Consider the following 21,142-nt stretch of genomic DNA (forward strand, 5'->3'; position numbering starts at 1 on the left):
GGCCCACGCGCCCGGCGTGCCGGATAATGCCTAATCTTGTAACAGGCCTCTCGTCACCAACACGCCCATGACCGAAATCCTCCTCACGCTGTTTAGCGCTGCCCTGATCAACAACCTGGTGTTGCACTGGCCGCTGGGCGTCGATCCACTGCTGGCGGCCAGCGGCAGAAAGCAGGTGCACGCCTTGGGCCTGGCGACGACGTGCTTGATGCTGATCGTCGGCACCCTGGGCTACCTGATCGATCATGGGCTGTTGACACCGACAAACCTGATGTCGCTGCGCCTGTTGGCGTGGCTGTCCTTGAGCATCTTGCTGATCGCCCCCTTGCTGCGCCTGCTGGCGCGCTGGCTGCCGACCCTGCCATTCGATGGGCTGTGGCCGCTGTTGCTGGGCAATGCCGGCGTACTGGGCGTGACGCTGCTCAACAGCCAGGACGACCGAGGCCTCGGCCACGCCATGGCCCTGAGCCTGGCTGCCGGGTTGGGTTTCTGGCTGGTGCTGAGCCTGTTCGACGATTTGCGCCAGCGCACCTCCAATAACGCTATTGCCCTGCCCTTTCGGGGCCTGCCGATTCAGTTGATCAGCGCCGGACTGATGGCGGTGGCCTTTCTCGGATTGCGCGGGCTGGTCAAGACATGAGCCTGATTCAACGTATCGATGCCCTCCTGCCGCAGACCCAATGCGGCAAGTGCGGCCACCCCGGGTGCAAGCCCTACGCCGAAGGCATCGCCCAAGGCGAGCCGATCAACAAATGCCCGCCCGGTGGGCGCGAAACCATCGCGGCCCTGGCCGAGCTGATGAAAATACCGGTGCTAGAACTGGACACCAGCCGCGGCGCGGCCCCGGCGCAAATCGCCTTTATCCGCGAAGCCGAATGCATCGGCTGTACCAAGTGCATCCAGGCCTGTCCGGTGGACGCGATTGTTGGCGCGGCCAAGCTGATGCACACCGTTCTCATCGATGAGTGCACCGGCTGCGACCTTTGCGTGGCGCCCTGCCCGGTCGATTGCATCGAGATGCGCCCTCTGCCAATGGCGACCGTGCTGCCGATTGTCGGCGGCCTGGCCTTCAGTACCGATGAGCAGCAGGCGCGAACCGCCAAGCGCAACCACGCCCGACGTCGCTTCGAACAACGCAATGCGCGCCTGCGCCGCGAAGAAGAACAGCGCCAGGCGGAGCGCTTGGCCCGTACCCAAAGGGCGGCGCAAGCCAAGGAGCAGTCGCTCGACCCCGTACAAGCCGCATTGGAACGCGTACGCGCGCAAAAAGCCGCCACCGCCGATGCCGCCTTGAAAAAAGCCAAGATCGACCTGGCCATGAGCCGGGCACAATTGAACAAATCCTTGAAAGCGTTCGGCCATCCGCCGACTTTCGAGCAGCAGTCGCAACTCATCGTGCTGCAACGCCAGTTCGAAGCCGCCGAGCAGGCCCTGAGCCTACTGGAAAACGCCGCACCTGCGGCCACTGCGCCCCCTGCACCACCGGCGCAAAACGCCGAGCTGAAGCGGGCCAAGATCCAACTGGCGATGCGCCGCGCCGAACTCAGCAAAGCCCGGACGGCCGCGGTGTCGGATGAACAGTTGCAGGCGCTGGAGCAAGCGGTGAAGGATGCCGAACGCCAGGTGGACGCCCATGCCGCTTCCTGAGCCGGTGGACGAACGGCTGCGACCAGCGATGATGCAAGTTTTGCTGGCGACGCTGCCCGGCGTGCTGGCGTTGCTGTGGTTCCAAGGCTGGGGCGTGGCGCTCAACCTGCTGTTGTCCGGCTTCACCGCACTGACGGTCGAAGCGCTGGTCCTGCGTATGCGGCAGCGGCCGCTCAAGCCCGAACTGCACGATGGCAGCGCACTGGTCAGTGCCACGCTGCTGGCCCTGGCCTTGCCGGCGTATTGCCCCTGGTGGCTGACCGTCACGGCGGCCGCCTGCGCCTTGCTGTTCGGCAAGCACCTGTGGGGCGGCGTCGGCAGCAACCCGTTCAACCCGGCGATGCTCGGATACGCCTTGGTGCTGGTGGCGTTTCCCGCCCAGATGAGTCAATGGCCCGCGCCCCACGGCATGGGTCTGCTGGAAGGTTTGCAGCAAGTGTTCGGCACTCATCCGGCGCCCGATGCCTGGGCCGGGGCGACCGCCTTGGACAGCCTGCGGACCAACACGAACCTGACCATCGATGAACTGTTCGGCACCGATCCGGCGTTCGGGCGTTTCGGTGGTCGAGGTGCCGAATGGGTCAACCTGGCCTTCCTGGCAGGCGGCCTGTTCCTGTTGCAGCAACGGGTGTTCAGTTGGCATGCGCCGGTGGGCCTGCTGGCGAGCCTGTTCATCATCAGCCTGTTGTGCTGGAACGGGTCGGGTTCCGATTCCCATGGTTCACCGCTGTTTCATCTGTTCAGCGGCGCGACCATGCTCGGCGCCTTTTTTATCGCGACCGAACCGGTCTCGGGGGCCAAGGCCCCGCTTGCCCGGCTGCTGTTTGGCGCGGGCATGGGACTGCTGATCTACCTGATCCGCACCTGGGGCGGCTACCCGGACGGCGTGGCGTTCGCCGTGCTGCTGATGAACCTCGGCGTGCCGGCACTGGACCGATTCGCCGAGGCGCGACAACGGCGGCCGCTGACATGAAGAATCCCGGCGGCATGGCAATCCTGATCCTGTTGATTGGCCTCGGTAGCGGTGCCACTTACCTCACGCACCTCAGCACGGCCGGGCGCATCGAGGCCCAGCGACAGACGCTGGCGAACAAGACCTTGCTCGACGTGCTGCCCCCTGACCGCTATGACAATCAGCCGTTGGCGCACCCCGTTTTCACAACCGCAGTAACCTTGGCCCATAGCACGCTGCTGGGCGGTTACCTGGCGACCCGCAACGGCCAGCCCAGCGCCGTGCTGCTGCGTAGCCAGGCGCTGGGTTATGAAGGCAGCATCGAATTGCTGGTCGCCATCGATCCACAAGGCCGGTTGCTGGGGGTCAAGACCCTGCGCCAAGCCGAGACGCCCGGGTTGGGCGCGGCGATTGCCGGCTGGCCGAACGCCTGGTTGCAGACCTTCACCGGCAAATCACGCCAGGCGCCTGATGACAGCGGCTGGGCCTTGAAAAAGGACCAGGGTCAGTTCGATCAATTGACCGGCGCAACGGTGACGTCCCGGGCGGTGCTCCAGGCGGTTCATGACGCGTTGCGTTATTTCGACGAGCACAAGGCCCGGTTAACGGGAGTGTCTGCGGATGAATAAGCCATGGGGCCTGACACGCGGCCTGCTGCTCGTCCCGTTGGTTGGCGCTAGCCATTCATTGGTCGGCGCACTGGCACTATGGCTGGCCTGGGCGCTGATTCTCTCCTGCCAAGGCTTGGCGATGGGGCTTGTCCGGCAGCGCCTGACGTCTGGGCAAAGGCTGCTCGCAGCCATTGTGCTGGCCACCACCCTGGCCACCTGTACAGGCTTGGTCATTCAGGCCTGGGCGCTGGAACTGTATCAACCGCTGAGCCTGTACATGGGCTGGATCGCCCTGAGCTGCGTGGCGCTGGAGCATGGGGGGTTCTTCGTTGAGTCTCGCCTGCTTGTGCGCCTGCGGCTGGTTGGGGTGTTCGGCCTCTTGATGATCAGCCTGGGCGCCATCCGTGAACTGATCGGCAGCGGCCTGCCCCTGGCCTTGCTCGCTCCTGGCGGGTTCATTCTGCTCGGGCTGCTGCTGGCGGCCCGACAGGCCTGGACGACCGCCAAATCCCCTTCAATCCTCGAGGAAACGCCGCGCCCATGAACGCCGCAAAACGCCTGGAAATATTCCGTCGCTTTCACGAAGACAACCCGGAGCCGAAAACCGAACTGGCCTATTCCTCTCCGTTCGAGTTGCTGATCGCGGTCATCCTGTCGGCGCAGTCCACCGACGTCGGCGTCAACAAGGCCACCGCCAAACTGTTCCCGATCGCCAATACCCCAGAGGCGATCCATGCCCTGGGCGTCGAAGGGTTGTCCGAGTACATCAAGACCATCGGCCTGTTCAACAGCAAGGCTAAAAACGTGATCGAAACCTGCCGCCTGCTGATCGAGCGCCACGGCAGTGAAATCCCCCAGACCCGTGAAGCGCTGGAGGCCCTTCCAGGCGTCGGCCGCAAAACCGCCAACGTCGTGCTCAACACCGCGTTTCGGCAGTTGACCATGGCCGTCGACACCCACATTTTCCGCGTCAGCAACCGTACCGGGCTGGCCCCCGGCAAAAACGTGGTGGAAGTGGAGAAGAAGCTGATGAAATTTGTCCCCAAGGAATACCTGCTGGACTCCCATCACTGGCTCATCCTCCACGGACGCTACGTCTGCCTGGCCCGCAAGCCCCGCTGCGGCAGTTGCCGGATCGAAGATTTATGCGAATACAAGCACAAGACGTCGGACGATTGAGGCGCTATTGCTTTTCTCGATCCATCGATTGAAAAAATCTTTTTTACCCGCTCGTGGTTTATCGATATAAGGAGCGCCAATGGCAGTCTTAGCCTGGAGTCGAACCCATGAGTGCTGGCAAAGAACAACTGGATGTAGAAGACGAATTCACCGCCGTTGAAGCCGACGACGTCGAACCTGTGGCCGTGCCGGAAGTGGCGAAAACCAACCTGAGCAAGCGGCGCACCATCGATAACCTGTTGGAAGAGCGTCGTTTACAGAAGCAACTGGCCGAATACGACTTTGATCTCTGACGCGTAAAAGCCTCCCCGACGGAGGCTTTTTACTGAGTACGCGTGACCTGAAGCCTCACACCAACCCATTGCGCTGCGCCAGTTCGATCAGGTCGACCAGCGAACGGGCATTGAGTTTCAATAACAGACGCGTCTTGTAAGTACTGACGGTCTTGTTGCTCAAGAACATTCCATCGGCGATTTCCTTGTTGGTCTTGCCGCGCGCCAGTTGCTGCAAGACCATCATTTCCCGCCCCGATAACCGATCAACCATATCGGACTCACTGGCATTACCCAGACTCGATCGCACCGTGTGCAGTGCCTGGTTGGGAAAGTAACTGTAACCGGACAGCACTGCCTTTATTGCACTTAATAACTCAGTAAGGTCCTGTTGCTTGCAGACATACCCGGCCGCCCCCGTTTGCATGCAGCGCATCGAAAAATGTCCAGGCGCCTGAGAAGTCAGCACCAGCACTTTCATTGATGAAGGAATGGCCGCCAAACGGGCAATAACCTCCAGCCCGTCCAGCTTCGGAATGCCGATATCAAGAATGACGATGTCGGGCATAAGTTCACGAGCAAGTTGTAGCGCATCGACGCCGTTGTCGGTTTCGGCAACGACCTCATATCCATGACGCTCCATCAGCAAACGTACAGCAAGACGAATGACGGGATGATCATCCACGATCAGCACTTTATTCATGGGCAAATCCAACTTCGCTGTTCGAATTTTTAGAGCACGCACAATAGCCTAGTCATTTCTACCTTGGCATACTGCCCCCCCCTGACCGCTCGCACCGAGAGACAGAACCTACAAGCTATACAGAAAATTCCTACAAATCCTGGCAGGAAAAATGTGTCCTGAATTTTTTTCAGAGAAAGATCGACCTCACCAACACTCCGGTATCCCCCACGAACAATGCGCTCTTTCACCGCCCTGCCCGGCGCGGACCGACCGCCGGAACGCTCTTTATTCATAAAGAGTAACTGAATTGTTTGCTGTTAAAACTGCCACACCTCACTTCAGCAACAGGAATTCATATATAAAAGACGCTCAGGCACCTGACATTAAATGCCAGCATCCCTGACGATTATCGCGACACCTTATTATCACCAAACACTCTTTATCACTTTACTCACCGAGCATGAATATTCCATGAGCATTAACCATGAACAAACCTTTGAAAACCATCACCAACCCCATGACCCTTATCGCCATATTCGCAACTTTATCCGAAACTTCCGCGGCGATTTCCCTGCCGTTCCTGGATGATCAGGATCGCGAGTATTACCTCTGGTTCCTGATCAGCTTTCCGTTTTATCTGCTGCTGCTTTTTTTCATCACACTCAACTTCAATTATCGCTCCTTGTATTCACCTTCGGATTTTCGCAAGAGCAAACACTTTATAAAGACCATGGATGACACGACCAGTCGGCGTAAACGAATGCTGCGCCAGACGGGCAAGGAGCAACGACTGCTGCTGATCGGCCTGCATCGACACAGCCGTGAATCGCCGGAGACCCTGTGTACCTTATGCAGCCAATCCCAGCGCTTGATCGAGACCTGTCGAACGGAACATTTAAGGCACGCCGGCATCGTCGTGTACGTCATCTACAACCAGACAGATCTTGCAGCCCACGGGCAGGATAAATGAGCCATCAGGTACGAACCTGCGGCATGCACAAAAAAGAGGACAAAAAAAACGGCCTGCTCAAGGCAGGCCGTTTTTTTGGATAGCCAAGGTCAGAACAGCTTGCGACCCTTGTTCGCTGCGATGCGCATGCGCAGTGCGTTGAGCTTGATGAAGCCGGCGGCGTCGGCCTGGTTGTAGGCACCACCGTCTTCTTCGAAGGTCGCGATGTTGGCATCGAACAGCGAGTCGTCGGACTTGCGCCCGGTCACGATCACGTTGCCCTTGTACAGCTTCAGGCGTACCACGCCGTTCACGTTGGTCTGGGAAGCGTCGATCATCTGTTGCAGCATCAGACGCTCAGGGCTCCACCAGTAGCCGGTGTAGATCAGGCTGGCGTACTTGGGCATCAACTCATCCTTGAGGTGGGCCACTTCGCGGTCCAGGGTGATCGATTCGATCGCCCGGTGGGCGCGCAGCATGATGGTGCCGCCCGGGGTTTCGTAGCAGCCGCGGGACTTCATGCCGACATAACGGTTCTCGACGATGTCCAGGCGACCGATGCCGTGTTCGCCGCCGATGCGGTTCAGGGTCGCCAGCACGGTGGCCGGGCTCATTTCCACGCCGTCCAGTGCGACGATATCGCCGTTGCGATAGGTCAGTTCCAGGTACTGCGGGGTATCTGGGGCCTTCTCCGGGGAGACAGTCCAACGCCACATGTCTTCTTCGTGCTCGGTCCAGGTGTCTTCCAGCACGCCGCCTTCATAGGAGATGTGCAGCAGGTTGGCGTCCATCGAGTACGGAGACTTTTTCTTACCGTGGCGCTCGATCGGGATGGCGTGTTTCTCGGCGTAGTCCATCAGTTTTTCGCGAGACAGCAGGTCCCATTCACGCCACGGTGCAATGACTTTCACGCCCGGCTTGAGGGCATAGGCGCCCAGTTCGAAACGCACCTGGTCGTTGCCTTTGCCGGTGGCGCCGTGGGAAATGGCGTCGGCGCCGGTTTCGTTGGCGATTTCGATCAGGCGCTTGGCGATCAACGGACGGGCGATGGACGTACCCAGCAGGTACTCGCCTTCGTAAACGGTGTTGGCGCGGAACATCGGGAACACGAAGTCGCGGACGAATTCTTCGCGCAGGTCGTCGATGTAGATCTCTTTGACGCCCATGGCCTGGGCCTTGGCGCGTGCAGGCTCGACTTCTTCGCCCTGCCCCAGGTCAGCGGTGAAGGTCACCACTTCGCAGTTATATGTGTCCTGCAGCCACTTGAGGATCACCGAAGTGTCCAGGCCGCCGGAATACGCCAGAACGACCTTGTTTACGTCCGCCATGCCATCACTCCACGGGTTGTACGGAAAGCCGGGAAGTCTAACGTCCAGCGCGGATAATTTACAGAGGCGCGACAGCTTATGACGACGAAGCGACAGATTATGTCGACTGCGCGACGATCCGCGCGGGATCAGGAAGTGCGCGCAGCCGTCGCAGCAGGCGCAGCCGACTTGGCCGGGACAACCGGTGCCGCCGTCTTGCCCGGTGCAGCAGCGGGTGCCACGGCAGGCGTTGCCGCTGGTGTTGGCGGCTGTAGCGCCGGGGCCTGGGTGGCCGCCACTCGCTCCAGTTTTACGACGACACGACGGTTCTTGGCCCGATTGGCGGCGTTGGTATTGGCGACCAGCGGATAACGCTCGCCGTGGAAGCGCACGGTGAACTGCGACTCCTGGAAGCCGTTGGCCTTGAAGAAGTCCTGCACCGCCAGGGCCCGACGGCGCGAAAGCTCACGGTTGGTCAGGCGGTTGCCACTGTTGTCGGAATGGCCATCAAGCTCGACATGATTGACGCTCGGGTCTGCCTTGATGAAGTCGAGCATGACCTGCAACTGAGCCTTGGCCCGAGCGTCCAGCTCAACCCCCTCGCCGGGGAAACCAATCTGGGTTTGCTTGATCTGTTCGAAGTTCTTCGGCAACAGTTTCGCCACGCAGCCCTGGTAATCGTTGAACGCCTTGTTGAAGCGCACGGGCAGCAGCCGGACTTCGGAAACGCGTCCATCCTCGGTGTTGCGTCGAACCACGGGGCTGCGACCTTCCATCAATCCGCTGATCAGTCGGCCTGCCTGTACCTGGGAACTGTCGAACAGCACATCGCCGCTGCCGATCCTGACCGAGCCCAGGTTGATATCGCCCCGTCCTGGCTGCCAGGGCGCCGCGGCCGCGAGCAACGTTGCGGAGCCACCACCGAGCATCGGGTTATAAGCCTTGAGGCGGAACGTGGCCTGCTCCCCCGCCTTGCGCACGAATTCGCCGCTGCCAAAATCGGTGATCGGCTGGCTCAGCCGGCACTCGAACTTGTCGCCTTCGACCGTCCACTCGATGCTCTCCAGACGGGTCTGGAAAGTGAGCGCCATGGCGGGAAGGCTGGCAAACACACTGAGCAAGGCTAGATAACGCTGGCGCACGGGAGGCTCCACTGACTTTTATACAAAGATCGACGCCTGCTTGAGGGCATGACGCCTGTCCAGGGCACTGCACGGATTCGTGGCACACCTGTAGGAGCTATCGGTAAGTTGTGGCAGAACTTGATAGCGGGTGCCTGAATCGGTCTTTTCCGGTAGCATTCCCCAGAGTTTGACCCGCCTGGAAGCCCCCCAATGTCCGACCGCCTGACCCTGCTGCGTCCCGACGACTGGCATATTCATCTTCGCGATGGTGCTGTGTTGACCCATACCGTCGCCGATGTCGCGCGCACCTTCGGGCGCGCAATCATCATGCCTAACCTGGTTCCGCCCGTGCGCAACGCCGCCGAGGCCGATGGCTATCGCCAGCGTATCCTCGCCGCACGCCCGGTTGGCAGCCGCTTCGAACCGCTGATGGTGCTTTACCTCACCGACCGCACCCAGCCCGAAGAGATTCGCGACGCCAAGGCCAGCGGTTTTGTCCACGCCGCCAAGCTGTACCCCGCCGGCGCGACCACCAACTCCGACTCCGGCGTCACCAGCATCGACAAGATCTTCCCGGCGCTGGAGGCCATGGCCGAAGTCGGCATGCCGCTGTTGATCCATGGTGAAGTCACCCGGGGCGACGTCGACGTGTTCGACCGCGAGAAGATCTTCATCGACGAGCATATGCGCCGCGTCGTGGAGCGCTTCCCGACCCTCAAGGTGGTGTTCGAACACATCACCACCGGCGATGCCGTGCAGTTCGTCAACGAGGCACCGGCCAACGTCGGCGCGACCATTACTGCCCATCACCTGCTGTACAACCGCAACCACATGCTGGTGGGCGGGATCCGGCCGCACTTCTATTGCCTGCCGATCCTCAAGCGCAATACCCACCAGGAAGCCTTGCTGGACGCCGCCACCAGCGGCAGCGCCAAGTTTTTCCTCGGCACCGACTCGGCCCCCCACGCCCAGCACGCCAAGGAAGCGGCCTGCGGTTGCGCCGGCTGCTACACCGCCTATGCCGCCATCGAGATGTACGCCGAGGCGTTCGAACAGCGCAACGCGCTGGACAAGCTCGAAGGCTTTGCCAGCCTGCACGGTCCGCGTTTCTATGGCCTGCCGGTGAACACCGATCGTATTACCCTGGTCCGTGACGAATGGACCGCCCCTGTCAGCCTGCCCTTCGGCGAGCAGACCGTCATCCCGCTGCGCGCCGGTGAAAAACTGCGCTGGCGCCTGCTGGAGGAAAACGCGTGAGTGAAGATCATTTCGACGACGAACTGGACGGCAACGGTGGTTCGGGCGGCGCCCGTCACCCCATGGCCGCGCGGTTCCGTGGTTATCTGCCGGTCGTCGTCGATGTCGAAACCGGTGGTTTCAATTCCGCCACCGACGCCCTGCTGGAAATCGCCGCGACCACCATCGGCATGGACGAAAAAGGCTTCGTGTTCCCTGATCACACCTACTTCTTCCGCGTCGAACCGTTCGAAGGCGCCAACGTCGAAGCGGCAGCCCTGGAGTTCACCGGGATCAAGCTCGATCACCCGCTGCGCATGGCGGTCAGCGAAGAAACAGCCCTGACCGACATCTTCCGTGGCGTACGCAAGGCGCTGAAAGCCAACGGTTGCAAGCGAGCGATCCTGGTCGGCCACAACAGCAGCTTCGACCTGGGCTTCCTCAACGCCGCCGTCGCGCGCCTGGACATGAAGCGCAACCCGTTCCACCCATTCTCCAGCTTTGACACTGCGACCTTGGCGGGCCTGGCTTACGGCCAGACTGTCTTGGCCAAGGCCTGCCAGGCAGCCGACATCGACTTCGATGGCCGCGAGGCCCACTCGGCCCGCTACGACACCGAGAAGACCGCCGAGCTGTTCTGCGGCATCGTCAACCGGTGGAAAGAGATGGGTGGCTGGCAGGATTTCGACGACTGACATCGGCGCCAGGTCCGGCTCTTGTGGCTCTTGTGGCTCTTGTGGCTCTTGTGGCTCTTGTGGCTCTGGACCCTGTGGCGAGGGAGCTTGCTCCCGCTGGGTGGCGTAGCCGCCCCAAATATTTTGTGAGCGCTTCGCACTCAAGCGGGAGCAAGCTCCCTCGCCACAGGGTCCAGAGCCAAAGATTCTGCGTCTCTGCCGATCATTCGGTTTGCACTGCCCATAAAAAAACCGGCCCATCAAGGGCCGGTTTTTTTATGCCAGGGTGCGCTTACAGCTTGTCGCTGTGCTCGCCCAGGTAAGCGGCAACGCCTTCAGGCGATGCGGTCATGCCCTTGTCGCCTTTTTTCCAGTTGGCCGGGCAGACTTCGCCGTGCTCTTCGTGGAATTGCAGTGCGTCGACCAGACGGATCAGCTCTTCCATGTTACGGCCCAGCGGCAGGTCGTTGATGATCTGCGAACGGACGACACCCTTGTCGTCGATCAGGAACGCACCACGGAAAGCCACGCCGCCTTCGGACTCAACGTCATAGGCCTTGGCGATTTCGTGCTTCATGTCGGCAGCCATGGTGTATTTCACCTGGCCGATACCGCCATTGTTGATCGGGGTGTTGCGCCAGGCGTTGTGGGTGAAGTGCGAGTCGATCGAAACAGCGACCACTTCAACGTTGCGCGCCTTGAAATCGTCCATGCGGTGATCCAGTGCGATCAGCTCGGATGGGCAGACGAAAGTGAAGTCCAGCGGATAGAAGAACACCAGGCCGTATTTGCCTTTGATGGCCGAGGACAGGGTGAAGCTGTCGACGATTTCGCCGTTGCCGAGGACGGCTGGAACGGTAAAGTCTGGGGCTTGTTTGCCTACGAGTACGCTCATGGGATATCTCCTGATGTAATAGCGTGAAAACAAGGTCCGGGCCAGCCTGCCACCCTCAGGCGACAGCCCTGTGACACGAACCCGCTTACAAGGGCCGACCATCATACACCGCGCATTTGGACTGTCTTCAACGGTTTTTCGTGGTATCGAAAAATCGCCGCCCCGCTGCGGGCCGCTTTCGTCGCGCTGGATAAAACCGTTCGTCAGCCTGACGTCACCTGGGTGAAAGTCCTTGAGAAACCACTTTGACAATCATTCTCGTTAACATTAAGATCCGTCTCAATTGAGTCACAACCAGCGACGGTTCTCACTTATGTATGTATGCCTCTGCACTGGCGTCACCGACGGGCAAATCCGCGAAGCGATCTATGAAGGTTGCTGCAGCTATCGCGAAGTCCGCCAGGCCACCGGCGTAGCCAGCCAATGCGGCAAATGTGCCTGCCTGGCCAAGGAAGTGGTGCGTGAAACCCTCGCCAAGGTGCAAACGGCACAGGCCTCGATCCCTTACCCGGTAGAATTTACTGCCGCGTAAACACAGCTTTTCAAGGAACCGGACTTAGTGTCCGGTTTTTTTATGCCTGCAAATCAAATAGTTAGCGTCCAGACGCGGAACACAAACATTCTTATTCCGATTAATTTTCATTTATTATTCAATAACTTAGGTTTGACACTGGTAAATACGCGGCTCAAACTCCGCCCTATACACAGCTATTACAGGGCAGGCCTCATCATGAAAGGCGACATTACAGTCATCCAGCATCTCAACAAGATCCTTGCCAATGAGCTGGTCGCGATCAACCAATACTTCCTGCATGCGCGCATGTACGAGGACTGGGGCCTGAACAAGCTGGGCAAGCACGAGTACCACGAGTCCATCGACGAGATGAAGCACGCGGACAAGCTGATCAAGCGCATCCTGTTCCTCGAAGGCCTGCCGAACGTCCAGGACCTGGGCAAGCTGCACATCGGCGAACACACCCGGGAAATGCTCGAGTGCGACCTGCGCATCGAGAAAGCCGGCCACATCGACCTGAAGGCCGCCATCGTCCATTGCGAAAGCGTTGGCGACTTCGGTAGCCGTGAACTGCTGGAAGACATCCTCGAATCCGAGGAAGAGCATATCGATTGGCTGGAAACCCAACTGGGCCTGATCGACAAGATCGGTCTGGAGAACTACCTGCAATCGCAGATGGGTGAAGAGTAAGTTTCCCCAGTAGCAAGCCACTAAAAAGCCCCGCCCTCTTTCGAGAGGCGGGGCTTTTTATTACCTGGACTCCAGGCCACACCGAAACCACTGTGGGAGCGAGCTTGCTCGCGAAAGCGTTGTATCAGAAACATCAACAGAGACTGACACACCGCTATCGCGAGCAAGCTCGCTCCCACAAGGTCTAATGTTCACCACAACCAGTGTGGTGAACAGACTTCCATGGATCAGGCTTCGGTCTTGTTCGCCGCTGCTGCTTCCACAGCTGCCTTGATCGTGGTCTGCAGAGAGCCGTCAGCGGCCATCTCGGTCATGATGTCGCTACCGCCGATCAGCTCACCACCCACCCACAATTGCGGGAAGGTTGGCCAGTTGGCGTACTTGGGCAGGTTGGCGCGGATTTCCGGGTTCTGCAGGATGTCCACGTAGGCAAACTTCTCGCCACACGCCATCACCGCCTGGGCGGCCTTGGCCGAGAAACCGCACTGTGGCGCGTTCGGCGAGCCTTTCATGTAAAGCAGGATGGTGTTGTTGGCAATCTGGTCTTTAATCGTTTCGATGATATCCACGGAGCACCTCGGCTTAAACTTTGCGACTTCAGATGTCGACACGGTGGCGCATTGTAACGGAAAGCAGAACGTGCTGCTCAGGGACAATTTTACGCAGCCGCCACCTTCACCGGTACACCGTTGAGCGCCGCGTTGCCGGATAACTCATCGAGCTGACAATCATCGGTCAAGTCGTTGGCGCTGGAGCCTGGCTGTGCGCTGGCAATGGTCATCTGCACACCCGGCCGGGCATGGCCCCAGCCGTGGGGCAGGCTGACCACGCCTTTCATCATGTCCAGGCTGCCCAGTACCTCGACTTCGATGACCCCCACCCGCGAACTGACGGTCACGCGCTGCCCATCGGCAAGGCCACGCGCAGCGAGGTCATCCGGGTGCATCAGCAACTGATGACGCGGCTTGCCCTTCACCAGTCGATGGAAGTTATGCATCCAGGAGTTGTTGCTGCGCACATGACGGCGGCCAATCATCAGCAACTCATCCGGCTCAGGCGCCTGCAACGCGGCAAAGCGCGCCAGGTCAGCGAGAATCACCGCCGGTGCGGCCTGCACCCGCTGGTTTTCGGTTTTCAACCGTGGAGCCAGGTTGGGCTTGAGCGCGCCGAGGTCGATGCCATGGGGATGGTCGAACAAGGTCGCCAGGGACAGCTTGTGCGGCGAGGCGTCGCCATACGCCCCGTTGCGCAGGCCAAAATCGATCATTTGTGCCGGCGGCATGGTCGGCTTGAGCTCCTTGCCGGTCCGGGCGGCGAAGGCCTTGGCCAGGCCGACGAAGATTTCCCAGTCATGCAGCGCCCCCTCGGGCTTGGGCAGGATCGCCCGGTTGAAACGGGTCACGTTGCGCACGGCGAACAGGTTGAACGTGGTGTCGTAGTGATCGTTTTCCAGGGCCGAGGTCGAGGGCAGGATCAGGTCGGCGTAACGGGTGGTTTCGTTGATGTACAAATCGACGCTGACCATGAACTCCAGCCCATCCAGGGCCTGCTCCAGTTGCCGCCCGTTGGGCGTCGACAGCACCGGATTGCCGGCCACGGTCACCAACGCGCGTATCTGGCCTTCGCCCTCGGTCAGCATCTCCTCGGCCAGGGCTGACACCGGCAGCTCCCCGGCGTACTCGGGACGCCCGGACACCCGGCTCTGCCAACGGTTGAAATGCCCGCCCGAGGTGGTGGCCACCATGTCCACTGCTGGCTCGGTGCACAGCGCACCGCCCACCCGATCAAGATTGCCGGTGACCAGGTTGATTACCTGGATCAGCCAGTGGCACAGCGTGCCGAACGCCTGGGTCGACACGCCCATCCGTCCATAACACACCGCTGACGGCGCGGCGGCGAAGTCCCGGGCCAATTGCCGGATCTGCGCGGCCGGCACCGCACAGAGCGGACTCATCGTTTCAGCCGTGAAGGAAGCGACGGCCGCGCGAACCTCGTCCAGGCCGTCCACCGGCAGATGACTGTCACGGGTCAAGCCTTCGCTGAACAAGGTATTGAGCAAGCCAAACAGCAGCGCGGCATCACCACCCGGGCGGACGAAGACGTGCTGGTCAGCTATGGCCGCCGTTTCGCTGCGGCGTGGATCGACCACCACCACTTTGCCGCCACGGGCCTGGATCGCCTTGAGGCGCTTTTCCACGTCTGGCACGGTCATGATGCTGCCGTTGGAAGCCAGTGGGTTGCCGCCGAGGATCAACATGAAATCGGTGTGATCGATGTCCGGAATCGGCAGGAGCAAGCCGTGACCGTACATCAGGTGACTGGTCAAATGATGAGGCAGTTGGTCCACCGAGGTCGCCGAGAAACGGCTGCGGGTCTTCAACAACCCCAGGAAATAGTTGCTGTGGGTCATCAGCCCATAGTTATGCACGCTGGGGTTGCCCTGGTAGACGGCCACCGCGTTCTGGCCGTGACGCGCCTGGATAGCCGCCAGGCGCTCGGCCACCAGCGCGAAGGCATCGTCCCAGGCGATGGGTTGCCATTCGCTGCCGACGCGTTGCATGGGTTGGCGCAGGCGGTCTGGATCGTTCTGGATGTCTTGCAGGGCCACGGCCTTGGGGCAGATGTGACCACGGCTGAACGTGTCCAGCGCATCGCCCTTGATCGAGGTGATCGCCAGGCCCTGGCCGTCGGTTTCGGTGGTTTCGAGGGTCAAGCCACAGATGGCTTCACACAGATGGCACGCACGGTGGTGGAGAGTCTTGGTCATGGCCAGTCTCTGTTTTATTCGTGGCGGGCACTTTCGGCCGCGGGAACAAAACTATGGCGCGTGATTCCCGGCAGCGCCAGCGACGTTCGTCCTGTGAATTGCCGGGCATCAGGCCCGCCGATGAAGTGCGTTCAAGGGCCTTCGGGAGGTGGCGCCAGGAGTTGGATTTCCTCGATGGTTTCCACTTGTTCCTGGGCGATGGGTACACCGGTCAGCTCGCCAATCAACCGCCAATGCTCGTCGAGGCCGCTGCTGATCGTGGCCATGCGATCGATCATCCGCCGGCCGGCGGCCTTGGTCACTTCGTCATCGCTGCGCAGCAATTCGAATGACATGGACGTCACCGAAGCCGTCAGGTGCGTCAGCGAGCGTGCGGTCAGCCCCAGCAATTCCATCAGTTGTTGCTCTTTCGAATCCATTTCGGGCTCCTGTGCCGCTGAGGCTCATTTATAACCCAGGCCTTTGCATTAGGAAATGTTTCACAAGCACCAGCAGACAGGCGAAAGGATGGAATGACATGGCATAAACGGGCCATCGACCACCGCGCGCGCGCCGGGCTTGATTGCCAAGCCGAGCAACGCCAGTGTACAAATGGACCGCTGCTGTCAGGAAACCGGCCTCAACTACGCCATCGCATTCGCGTGATGGCCTCGCTGAACTCCCCAAAAACCGTAGCCCTATTGGTAAGACGCGACATTTAATTATAAGATCGCGCCTTCCCCTATTTCGTCGCCCCGTGCGGCTTTTGCCGCAGGTCTCGCCCGTTTTTTCATTAGACAAGGCTTTGAGCATCTGCGGTCAGTTACAAAAAGGTAGTCAATCATGAGCGCAAGGCACTTTCTCTCCCTGATGGATTTCACGCCCGATGAGTTGCTCGGCGTGATCCGTCGAGGCGTGGAGCTCAAGGACCTGCGTAACCGCGGCGTACTGTTCGAGCCCTTGAAAAACCGTGTGCTGGGGATGATCTTCGAGAAGTCATCGACCCGCACTCGCATCTCTTTCGAAGCCGGCATGATCCAGCTGGGCGGCCAGGCGATCTTCCTGTCGCCCCGTGACACCCAGCTGGGCCGTGGCGAACCCATCAGCGACTGCGCCATCGTCATGTCGAGCATGTTGGACGCGATGATGATCCGTACCTTTGCCCACAGCACCCTGACCGAGTTCGCGGCCCATTCCCGCGTACCGGTGATCAACGGCCTGTCCGACGACCTGCACCCTTGCCAACTGCTGGCCGACATGCAGACCTTCCTCGAGCACCGTGGCTCGATCCAGGGCAAGACCGTGGCCTGGATCGGCGATGGCAACAACATGTGCAACAGCTATATAGAAGCGGCGATGCAATTCGACTTCCAGCTGCGCATTGCCTGCCCTGAAGGCTTTGACCCCAATGCCGAGCTGCTGGCCAAGGCCGGGGACCGGGTGTCCATCGTTCGCGATCCGAAACAGGCCGTGGCCGGTGCGCACCTGGTGAGCACCGACGTCTGGACCTCCATGGGCCAGGAGGAAGAAACCGCCAGGCGCCTGGCGCTGTTCGCGCCACTGCAGGTCAACCGCGCCCTGCTCGACCTGGCGGATGCCGACGTGCTGTTCATGCACTGCCTGCCGGCCCACCGTGGCGAGGAAATCAGCATGGACCTGCTGGATGACCCGCGTTCGGTAGCCTGGGACCAGGCCGAAAATCGCCTGCACGCGCAGAAGGCCCTGCTCGAGTTCCTGGTCGAGCCGGCGTATCACCACGCATGAGCCACGCCCTGCTGCTGAACTTGCACAACCTGGCCTGCGGCTACCAGGACCAGCGGGTCGTCCAGAACCTCAACCTGCACCTCAATGCCGGTGACATCGGTTGCCTGCTCGGTTCGTCCGGCTGCGGCAAGACCACGACGTTGCGCGCCATTGCCGGCTTCGAACCGGTGCATGAGGGTGAAATCCAACTGGCTGGTGAAACCATCTCCCGCGCCGGTTTCACCCTTGCCCCGGAAAAGCGCCGCATCGGCATGGTGTTTCAGGATTACGCCCTGTTCCCCCACCTGAGCGTGGCACAGAACATTGCCTTTGGCATTCGCAAGCACCCGGACAAGGACCGCATCGTCGAAGAGCTGCTGGAACTGGTCAACCTGAAGCACCTGGGCAAGCGTTTTCCCCATGAACTGTCCGGCGGCCAGCAACAACGCGTGGCCCTGGCCCGTGCGCTGGCGCCGGAACCGCAGTTGCTGTTGCTCGACGAGCCGTTCTCCAACCTCGATGGCGAGCTGCGCCGCAAGCTCAGCCATGAAGTGCGGGACATTCTCAAGGCCCGTGGCACCAGCGCGATCCTGGTCACCCATGACCAGGAAGAAGCCTTCGCCGTCAGTGACCATGTCGGCGTATTCAAGGAAGGTCGCCTGGAACAGTGGGACACGCCCTACAACCTGTACCACGAACCGCTGACGCCATTCGTCGCCAGTTTCATTGGCCAGGGCTATTTCATTCGTGGCCAGCTCGACAGCCCGGAATCGGTGCAGACCGAACTGGGCATCCTGCGTGGCAACCGCGCCTACACCTGGCCCATCGGCGGCGCGGTGGACGTGCTGCTGCGCCCGGACGATATCGTCTATGCGCCGGACAGCCCGCTCACCGGCAGAATCATCGGCAAGACCTTCCTGGGCGCCTCAACCTTGTATCGCCTGCAGTTGCCCACAGGCGCGCAATTGGAATCGATCTTCCCCAGCCATGCCGACCATCAGGTGGGCGCTGAAGTCGGCATCCGCGTGGCGGCTGAGCACCTGGTGCTGTTCCAGGCCTCGGGCAGCACGGCGGCGCAGATCCCGCCGGTGGACAGCGGTGTACGGCGCTACAGCGCGGCCACCTAAAATCCGAAGAAATGCGAACCTCTGTGGGAGCGAGCTTGCTCGCGATGGCGTAGGCACATTCAACATTGATGCGAGCTGAACCACCACTATCGCGAGCAAGCTCGCTCCCACAGTTGATCTCCCACAGATCTCATTGGCTTGAATGCAGAGTCACCCCAGCATCAACGTCCCACTCGCCACCAACGTCGCATGCCCGCCAATCTTCACCCGCTCACCTTCCAACCGGCAAAACAACGCCCCGCCCCTGGCCGAGCATTGATAAGCCGTCAGCCCGTGTTTACTCAGGCGTTTGGACCAGTAGGGAATCAGGCTGCAATGGGTCGAGCCAGTCACCGGGTCTTCGTTGATGCCGATCGCCGGGGCAAAATAGCGCGAGACAAAATCATGCTTGCTCCCCGGTGCGGTGACGATAGCGCCGGGCCAGGGCAGTTTCGCCAGGGCCGCCATGTCCGGCTTGCAATCGAGCACCGCTTGCTCCGATTCCAGTACCACGAACAGTTCGTTGGAACTCAACACATCCACCGCTTCGACGCCCAAGGCACTCTGCACCGCCAGAGAGGCGCCCAATTCGGCAGGCACGACGGCCGGAAAATCCAGCCACAGCCGATCCCCCTCGCGCGTCACGCTCAGCGAACCGGACCGGCAAATGAAATCCAGGCGCTCGACGGGTTCGTGATAGACCTCGAACAGCACATAAGCGCTGGCCAACGTGGCGTGCCCACACAGCGGGACTTCGGTGGTGGGGGTGAACCAGCGGATATGCCAATGCTGGCCTTCACGCACCAGAAACGCGGTTTCAGCCAGGTTATGTTCGGCGGCAATCTTCTGCATCAAGTCATCGGCAAGCCAGCCGTCGAGCCGATAGACCATCGCCGGGTTACCGCCGAATGGCCGGTCACTGAACGCATCGACCTGATGAAACGCAAGCTGCATGGCACTTCTCCTTATTTTTCTGATGCGACAGCATGGGTGCAGCGGCAAGGCTTATCCAGAGACAGATCAGCAGAATTTTCACCCTACAGCGCCGGATAAACACACCGACCAGGCCTTGCGCCCCTGTGGCGAGGGAGCGTGCTCCCGCTTGGCTGCGCAGCAGCCACCCGGCTATCAAGCCCGACCAATATCGGCAAACGCCGCCCCGGTGTGCTCCTTCAATACCGAAGGCGCCAGCTCGACTTCCAACCCACGCCGCCCCGCACTGACGAACATGCTGGCGAGCGGCTGTGCGGAACTGTCGATAAACGTGCGCAGACGCTTCTTCTGCCCCAGCGGGCTGATCCCGCCGAGCAAATAACCGGTCGAACGCTGCGCGGCGGCCGGGTCGGCCATCTCGACCTTTTTCACGCCGGCGGCATGAGCCAGGCCTTTCAAATCCAAACTCCCGGCCACAGGCACTACCGCCACCAACAGCTCACCTTTTTCGCTGGCCGCCAACAGCGTCTTGAACACTTGCGCCGGATCCAGCCCGAGCTTTTCCGCTGCCTCCAAGCCATAGGAGGCAGCCTTGGGGTCGTGTTCATAGCTGTGGATGCGATGTTCGGCGCGCACTTTCTTAAGCAGATCCAACGCGGGTGTCATGACCGCTCCTGACAAAGGAAATCCAAAACGAGTGAGCCGATTCTAAGCCATCGCCTGTGAAAAGGCTCCGGTACTGCACTGCAACGACTGGCGACGCCGCGCCAACAGGCGAGTCATTCACAGCGCGAATAGTTGAAATATGACCGACGGTTCACTTTCGACCTTTGACACCAGCGTTTCTTGTCTATATTTTTTCGAAACTGAAAGTCATATTGCATGTCTCAAGCTGCAACCCGAGATCAGGATGGGGATCCTGCCTCGGTGGAAATCGCGCAATCGTGCTGTATCGAACGCGCTGCAAAACAACAAAAAACCGAGGTTTGAATGACAACTGCTTTACAACAGCCGCCCCTGTCCAGCCAATGCCTGGCCGAATTCCTGGGAACGGGCCTGCTGATCTTTTTCGGTACCGGTTGCGTCGCGGCGCTCAAGGTCGCGGGTGCGAGTTTCGGCTTGTGGGAAATCAGCCTCATTTGGGGCGTCGGTGTCAGCATGGCAATCTATCTGAGCGCGGGCATTTCCGGCGCCCATCTCAACCCCGCCGTCAGCATCGCCCTGTGCCTGTTCACCGACTTTGAAAAACGCAAACTGCCCTTCTACATCATTGCCCAAGTGACCGGCGCTTTCTGCGGCGCCCTTCTGGTCTACACGCTGTACAGCAATCTATTCTTCGATTTCGAACAATCCCGGCACATGGTTCGCGGCACCGAAGCGAGCCTCGAACTGGCCTCGGTGTTCTCCACCTACCCGCACGCGGCATTGTCCACTGGCCAAGCCTTTCTCGTGGAAGCGATCATCACCGCCATTCTGATGGGGGTCATCATGTCCCTGACCGATGACAACAACGGCTTGCCCCGTGGCCCACTGGCGCCGTTGCTGATCGGCCTGCTGATTGCCGTGATTGGCAGCTCCATGGGACCGCTGACGGGCTTTGCGATGAACCCGGCGCGGGACTTCGGTCCTAAACTGATGACTTTCTTCGCAGGCTGGGGTGAAATTTCCCTCACGGGTGGACGCGATATCCCGTACTTCCTGGTTCCGGTTTTTGCGCCGATCGTCGGTGCGTGCCTCGGTGCCGCGGCTTATCGCGGGTTGATTGCCCGCCACCTGCCCAGCGCCATAACTGCTACAAAGGATGCAACACCGGCCATTGACGGCAAGCCCAGAACATCCTGAAACAGTCGACGCAGGCTCTTGCCCATCGAACCTGCGC

23 protein-coding genes and 1 pseudogene are annotated in these 21,142 nt (G+C 60.4%); 15 read left to right on the forward strand and 9 right to left on the reverse strand.

From position 1 onward, the window contains the following. Positions 1 to 67: 67 nt before the first annotated feature. The 7 genes from J3P85_RS22775 (at position 68) to J3P85_RS22805 (ending at position 4,682) form a co-directional block, all read left to right on the forward strand. Positions 68 to 640 carry an Rnf-Nqr domain containing protein gene (locus J3P85_RS22775; RefSeq protein WP_434703596.1) on the forward strand — a complete coding sequence of 191 codons (573 nt, stop codon included), beginning with the start codon at positions 68 to 70 and terminating at the stop codon, positions 638 to 640. After that, on the forward strand, positions 637 to 1,647 hold the full coding sequence (gene rsxB / locus J3P85_RS22780) for an electron transport complex subunit RsxB (RefSeq protein WP_434703597.1): 1,011 nt from the start codon (positions 637 to 639) through the stop codon (positions 1,645 to 1,647). Before J3P85_RS22775 ends, rsxB begins: the two co-directional genes overlap by 4 nt. After that, positions 1,634 to 2,620, forward strand: a complete 987-nt coding sequence (locus tag J3P85_RS22785; RefSeq protein WP_434703598.1) for an RnfABCDGE type electron transport complex subunit D — start codon at positions 1,634 to 1,636, stop codon at positions 2,618 to 2,620. The genes rsxB and J3P85_RS22785 overlap by 14 nt, the downstream gene beginning before the upstream one ends. After that, positions 2,617 to 3,228: an RnfABCDGE type electron transport complex subunit G gene (locus tag J3P85_RS22790; protein ID WP_434703599.1), complete on the forward strand. Its 612-nt coding sequence runs from the start codon at positions 2,617 to 2,619 to the stop codon at positions 3,226 to 3,228. Before J3P85_RS22785 ends, J3P85_RS22790 begins: the two co-directional genes overlap by 4 nt. After that, positions 3,221 to 3,754: an Rnf-Nqr domain containing protein gene (locus J3P85_RS22795; RefSeq protein WP_434703601.1), complete on the forward strand. Its 534-nt coding sequence runs from the start codon at positions 3,221 to 3,223 to the stop codon at positions 3,752 to 3,754. The genes J3P85_RS22790 and J3P85_RS22795 overlap by 8 nt, the downstream gene beginning before the upstream one ends. Next, on the forward strand, positions 3,751 to 4,389 hold the full coding sequence (nth, locus tag J3P85_RS22800; protein ID WP_434703602.1) for an endonuclease III: 639 nt from the start codon (positions 3,751 to 3,753) through the stop codon (positions 4,387 to 4,389). Before J3P85_RS22795 ends, nth begins: the two co-directional genes overlap by 4 nt. 107 nt (positions 4,390 to 4,496) lie before the next feature. Then, on the forward strand, positions 4,497 to 4,682 hold the full coding sequence (locus tag J3P85_RS22805) for a PA3496 family putative envelope integrity protein (RefSeq protein WP_207964904.1): 186 nt from the start codon (positions 4,497 to 4,499) through the stop codon (positions 4,680 to 4,682). A 55-nt stretch (positions 4,683 to 4,737) separates the two neighbouring features. Here J3P85_RS22805 and J3P85_RS22810 read toward each other — a convergent pair whose 3' ends face one another. Next, entirely contained in the window at positions 4,738 to 5,364 is a 627-nt protein-coding gene (locus J3P85_RS22810; protein ID WP_109753848.1) for a response regulator transcription factor, read from the reverse strand. 466 nt (positions 5,365 to 5,830) lie between these two features. Here J3P85_RS22810 and J3P85_RS22815 point away from each other — a divergent pair. Further along, a pseudogene (locus J3P85_RS22815) lies at positions 5,831 to 6,085 on the forward strand (hypothetical protein); the annotation flags it as partial. A gap of 320 nt (positions 6,086 to 6,405) precedes the next feature. On the opposite strand, the gene J3P85_RS22820 reads toward J3P85_RS22815, so the two are convergent. Both J3P85_RS22820 and J3P85_RS22825 read right to left on the reverse strand, forming a co-directional pair. Beyond that, positions 6,406 to 7,623, reverse strand: coding sequence for an argininosuccinate synthase (locus J3P85_RS22820; RefSeq protein WP_053124536.1), 1,218 nt, complete (start codon positions 7,621 to 7,623; stop codon positions 6,406 to 6,408). A gap of 128 nt (positions 7,624 to 7,751) precedes the next feature. After that, positions 7,752 to 8,744, reverse strand: a complete 993-nt coding sequence (locus J3P85_RS22825; RefSeq protein ID WP_434703603.1) for a flagellar protein MotY — start codon at positions 8,742 to 8,744, stop codon at positions 7,752 to 7,754. Positions 8,745 to 8,936: 192 nt separating this feature from the next. Between J3P85_RS22825 and pyrC the strand changes: the two genes are divergently transcribed. Next, on the forward strand, positions 8,937 to 9,983 hold the full coding sequence (gene pyrC / locus J3P85_RS22830; RefSeq protein ID WP_186729810.1) for a dihydroorotase: 1,047 nt from the start codon (positions 8,937 to 8,939) through the stop codon (positions 9,981 to 9,983). Beyond that, positions 9,980 to 10,657: a ribonuclease T gene (rnt, locus tag J3P85_RS22835; RefSeq protein ID WP_003204947.1), complete on the forward strand. Its 678-nt coding sequence runs from the start codon at positions 9,980 to 9,982 to the stop codon at positions 10,655 to 10,657. Before pyrC ends, rnt begins: the two co-directional genes overlap by 4 nt. Before the next feature lie 271 nt (positions 10,658 to 10,928). Here rnt and J3P85_RS22840 read toward each other — a convergent pair whose 3' ends face one another. Next, entirely contained in the window at positions 10,929 to 11,531 is a 603-nt protein-coding gene (locus tag J3P85_RS22840; RefSeq protein WP_003204949.1) for a peroxiredoxin, read from the reverse strand. A 313-nt stretch (positions 11,532 to 11,844) separates the two neighbouring features. Here J3P85_RS22840 and J3P85_RS22845 point away from each other — a divergent pair, with 313 nt between their 5' ends. Continuing rightward, complete coding sequence (locus J3P85_RS22845; RefSeq protein ID WP_003178704.1) at positions 11,845 to 12,063, forward strand: bacterioferritin-associated ferredoxin; 219 nt, start codon at positions 11,845 to 11,847, stop codon at positions 12,061 to 12,063. Between the two features lie 198 nt (positions 12,064 to 12,261). Next, complete coding sequence (gene bfr / locus J3P85_RS22850) at positions 12,262 to 12,735, forward strand: bacterioferritin (protein ID WP_434703604.1); 474 nt, start codon at positions 12,262 to 12,264, stop codon at positions 12,733 to 12,735. Between the two features lie 227 nt (positions 12,736 to 12,962). Here the strand turns inward: bfr and grxD are convergent, their stop codons facing one another. From grxD to J3P85_RS22865, 3 genes are all read right to left on the reverse strand, one after another. Continuing rightward, positions 12,963 to 13,304, reverse strand: a complete 342-nt coding sequence (gene grxD / locus J3P85_RS22855; protein WP_058542208.1) for a Grx4 family monothiol glutaredoxin — start codon at positions 13,302 to 13,304, stop codon at positions 12,963 to 12,965. A gap of 89 nt (positions 13,305 to 13,393) precedes the next feature. Beyond that, the gene (locus J3P85_RS22860) at positions 13,394 to 15,502 is read right to left on the reverse strand and encodes a molybdopterin oxidoreductase family protein (RefSeq protein WP_434703605.1); all 2,109 of its coding nucleotides are present in this window, start codon (positions 15,500 to 15,502) and stop codon (positions 13,394 to 13,396) included. A 131-nt stretch (positions 15,503 to 15,633) separates the two neighbouring features. Then, complete coding sequence (locus tag J3P85_RS22865) at positions 15,634 to 15,921, reverse strand: hypothetical protein (RefSeq protein WP_053124551.1); 288 nt, start codon at positions 15,919 to 15,921, stop codon at positions 15,634 to 15,636. A 403-nt stretch (positions 15,922 to 16,324) separates the two neighbouring features. On the opposite strand from J3P85_RS22865, the gene argF reads away from it, so the two are divergent. Together argF and J3P85_RS22875 are read left to right on the forward strand one after the other, a co-directional pair. After that, positions 16,325 to 17,245: an ornithine carbamoyltransferase gene (gene argF / locus J3P85_RS22870; protein ID WP_434703606.1), complete on the forward strand. Its 921-nt coding sequence runs from the start codon at positions 16,325 to 16,327 to the stop codon at positions 17,243 to 17,245. Beyond that, positions 17,242 to 18,351, forward strand: a complete 1,110-nt coding sequence (locus J3P85_RS22875; protein WP_434703607.1) for an ABC transporter ATP-binding protein — start codon at positions 17,242 to 17,244, stop codon at positions 18,349 to 18,351. Before argF ends, J3P85_RS22875 begins: the two co-directional genes overlap by 4 nt. Before the next feature lie 150 nt (positions 18,352 to 18,501). On the opposite strand, the gene J3P85_RS22880 is transcribed toward J3P85_RS22875, so the two are convergent. Together J3P85_RS22880 and ybaK are read right to left on the reverse strand one after the other, a co-directional pair. Beyond that, positions 18,502 to 19,284, reverse strand: coding sequence for a PhzF family phenazine biosynthesis protein (locus J3P85_RS22880; RefSeq protein WP_434703608.1), 783 nt, complete (start codon positions 19,282 to 19,284; stop codon positions 18,502 to 18,504). A 174-nt stretch (positions 19,285 to 19,458) separates the two neighbouring features. Beyond that, a complete protein-coding gene (gene ybaK / locus J3P85_RS22885; RefSeq protein WP_053124560.1) occupies positions 19,459 to 19,929 on the reverse strand; it encodes a Cys-tRNA(Pro) deacylase in 471 nt (156 codons plus the stop codon). A gap of 324 nt (positions 19,930 to 20,253) precedes the next feature. Here ybaK and J3P85_RS22890 point away from each other — a divergent pair, with 324 nt between their 5' ends. Beyond that, on the forward strand, positions 20,254 to 21,105 hold the full coding sequence (locus J3P85_RS22890) for an MIP/aquaporin family protein (protein WP_434703609.1): 852 nt from the start codon (positions 20,254 to 20,256) through the stop codon (positions 21,103 to 21,105). Positions 21,106 to 21,142: the final 37 nt, after the last annotated feature.

Source organism: Pseudomonas sp. Z1-12 (assembly GCF_051132015.1).
In the GTDB taxonomy this organism is placed as follows: Bacteria; Pseudomonadota; Gammaproteobacteria; order Pseudomonadales; family Pseudomonadaceae; genus Aquipseudomonas; species Aquipseudomonas zanjanensis.

Coding starts and splice junctions, on each gene's coding strand:
- J3P85_RS22775 (WP_434703596.1), top strand. CDS start 68: ATGACCGAAATCCTCCTCACGCTGTTTAGCGCTGCCCTGATCAACAAC.
- rsxB (WP_434703597.1), top strand. CDS start 637: ATGAGCCTGATTCAACGTATCGATGCCCTCCTGCCGCAGACCCAATGC.
- J3P85_RS22785 (WP_434703598.1), top strand. CDS start 1,634: ATGCCGCTTCCTGAGCCGGTGGACGAACGGCTGCGACCAGCGATGATG.
- J3P85_RS22790 (WP_434703599.1), top strand. CDS start 2,617: ATGAAGAATCCCGGCGGCATGGCAATCCTGATCCTGTTGATTGGCCTC.
- J3P85_RS22795 (WP_434703601.1), top strand. CDS start 3,221: ATGAATAAGCCATGGGGCCTGACACGCGGCCTGCTGCTCGTCCCGTTG.
- nth (WP_434703602.1), top strand. CDS start 3,751: ATGAACGCCGCAAAACGCCTGGAAATATTCCGTCGCTTTCACGAAGAC.
- J3P85_RS22805 (WP_207964904.1), top strand. CDS start 4,497: ATGAGTGCTGGCAAAGAACAACTGGATGTAGAAGACGAATTCACCGCC.
- J3P85_RS22810 (WP_109753848.1), bottom strand. CDS start 5,364: ATGAATAAAGTGCTGATCGTGGATGATCATCCCGTCATTCGTCTTGCT.
- J3P85_RS22820 (WP_053124536.1), bottom strand. CDS start 7,623: ATGGCGGACGTAAACAAGGTCGTTCTGGCGTATTCCGGCGGCCTGGAC.
- pyrC (WP_186729810.1), top strand. CDS start 8,937: ATGTCCGACCGCCTGACCCTGCTGCGTCCCGACGACTGGCATATTCAT.
- J3P85_RS22840 (WP_003204949.1), bottom strand. CDS start 11,531: ATGAGCGTACTCGTAGGCAAACAAGCCCCAGACTTTACCGTTCCAGCC.
- J3P85_RS22845 (WP_003178704.1), top strand. CDS start 11,845: ATGTATGTATGCCTCTGCACTGGCGTCACCGACGGGCAAATCCGCGAA.
- bfr (WP_434703604.1), top strand. CDS start 12,262: ATGAAAGGCGACATTACAGTCATCCAGCATCTCAACAAGATCCTTGCC.
- J3P85_RS22860 (WP_434703605.1), bottom strand. CDS start 15,502: ATGACCAAGACTCTCCACCACCGTGCGTGCCATCTGTGTGAAGCCATC.
- J3P85_RS22865 (WP_053124551.1), bottom strand. CDS start 15,921: ATGGATTCGAAAGAGCAACAACTGATGGAATTGCTGGGGCTGACCGCA.
- argF (WP_434703606.1), top strand. CDS start 16,325: ATGAGCGCAAGGCACTTTCTCTCCCTGATGGATTTCACGCCCGATGAG.
- J3P85_RS22875 (WP_434703607.1), top strand. CDS start 17,242: ATGAGCCACGCCCTGCTGCTGAACTTGCACAACCTGGCCTGCGGCTAC.
- J3P85_RS22880 (WP_434703608.1), bottom strand. CDS start 19,284: ATGCAGCTTGCGTTTCATCAGGTCGATGCGTTCAGTGACCGGCCATTC.
- ybaK (WP_053124560.1), bottom strand. CDS start 19,929: ATGACACCCGCGTTGGATCTGCTTAAGAAAGTGCGCGCCGAACATCGC.
- J3P85_RS22890 (WP_434703609.1), top strand. CDS start 20,254: ATGACAACTGCTTTACAACAGCCGCCCCTGTCCAGCCAATGCCTGGCC.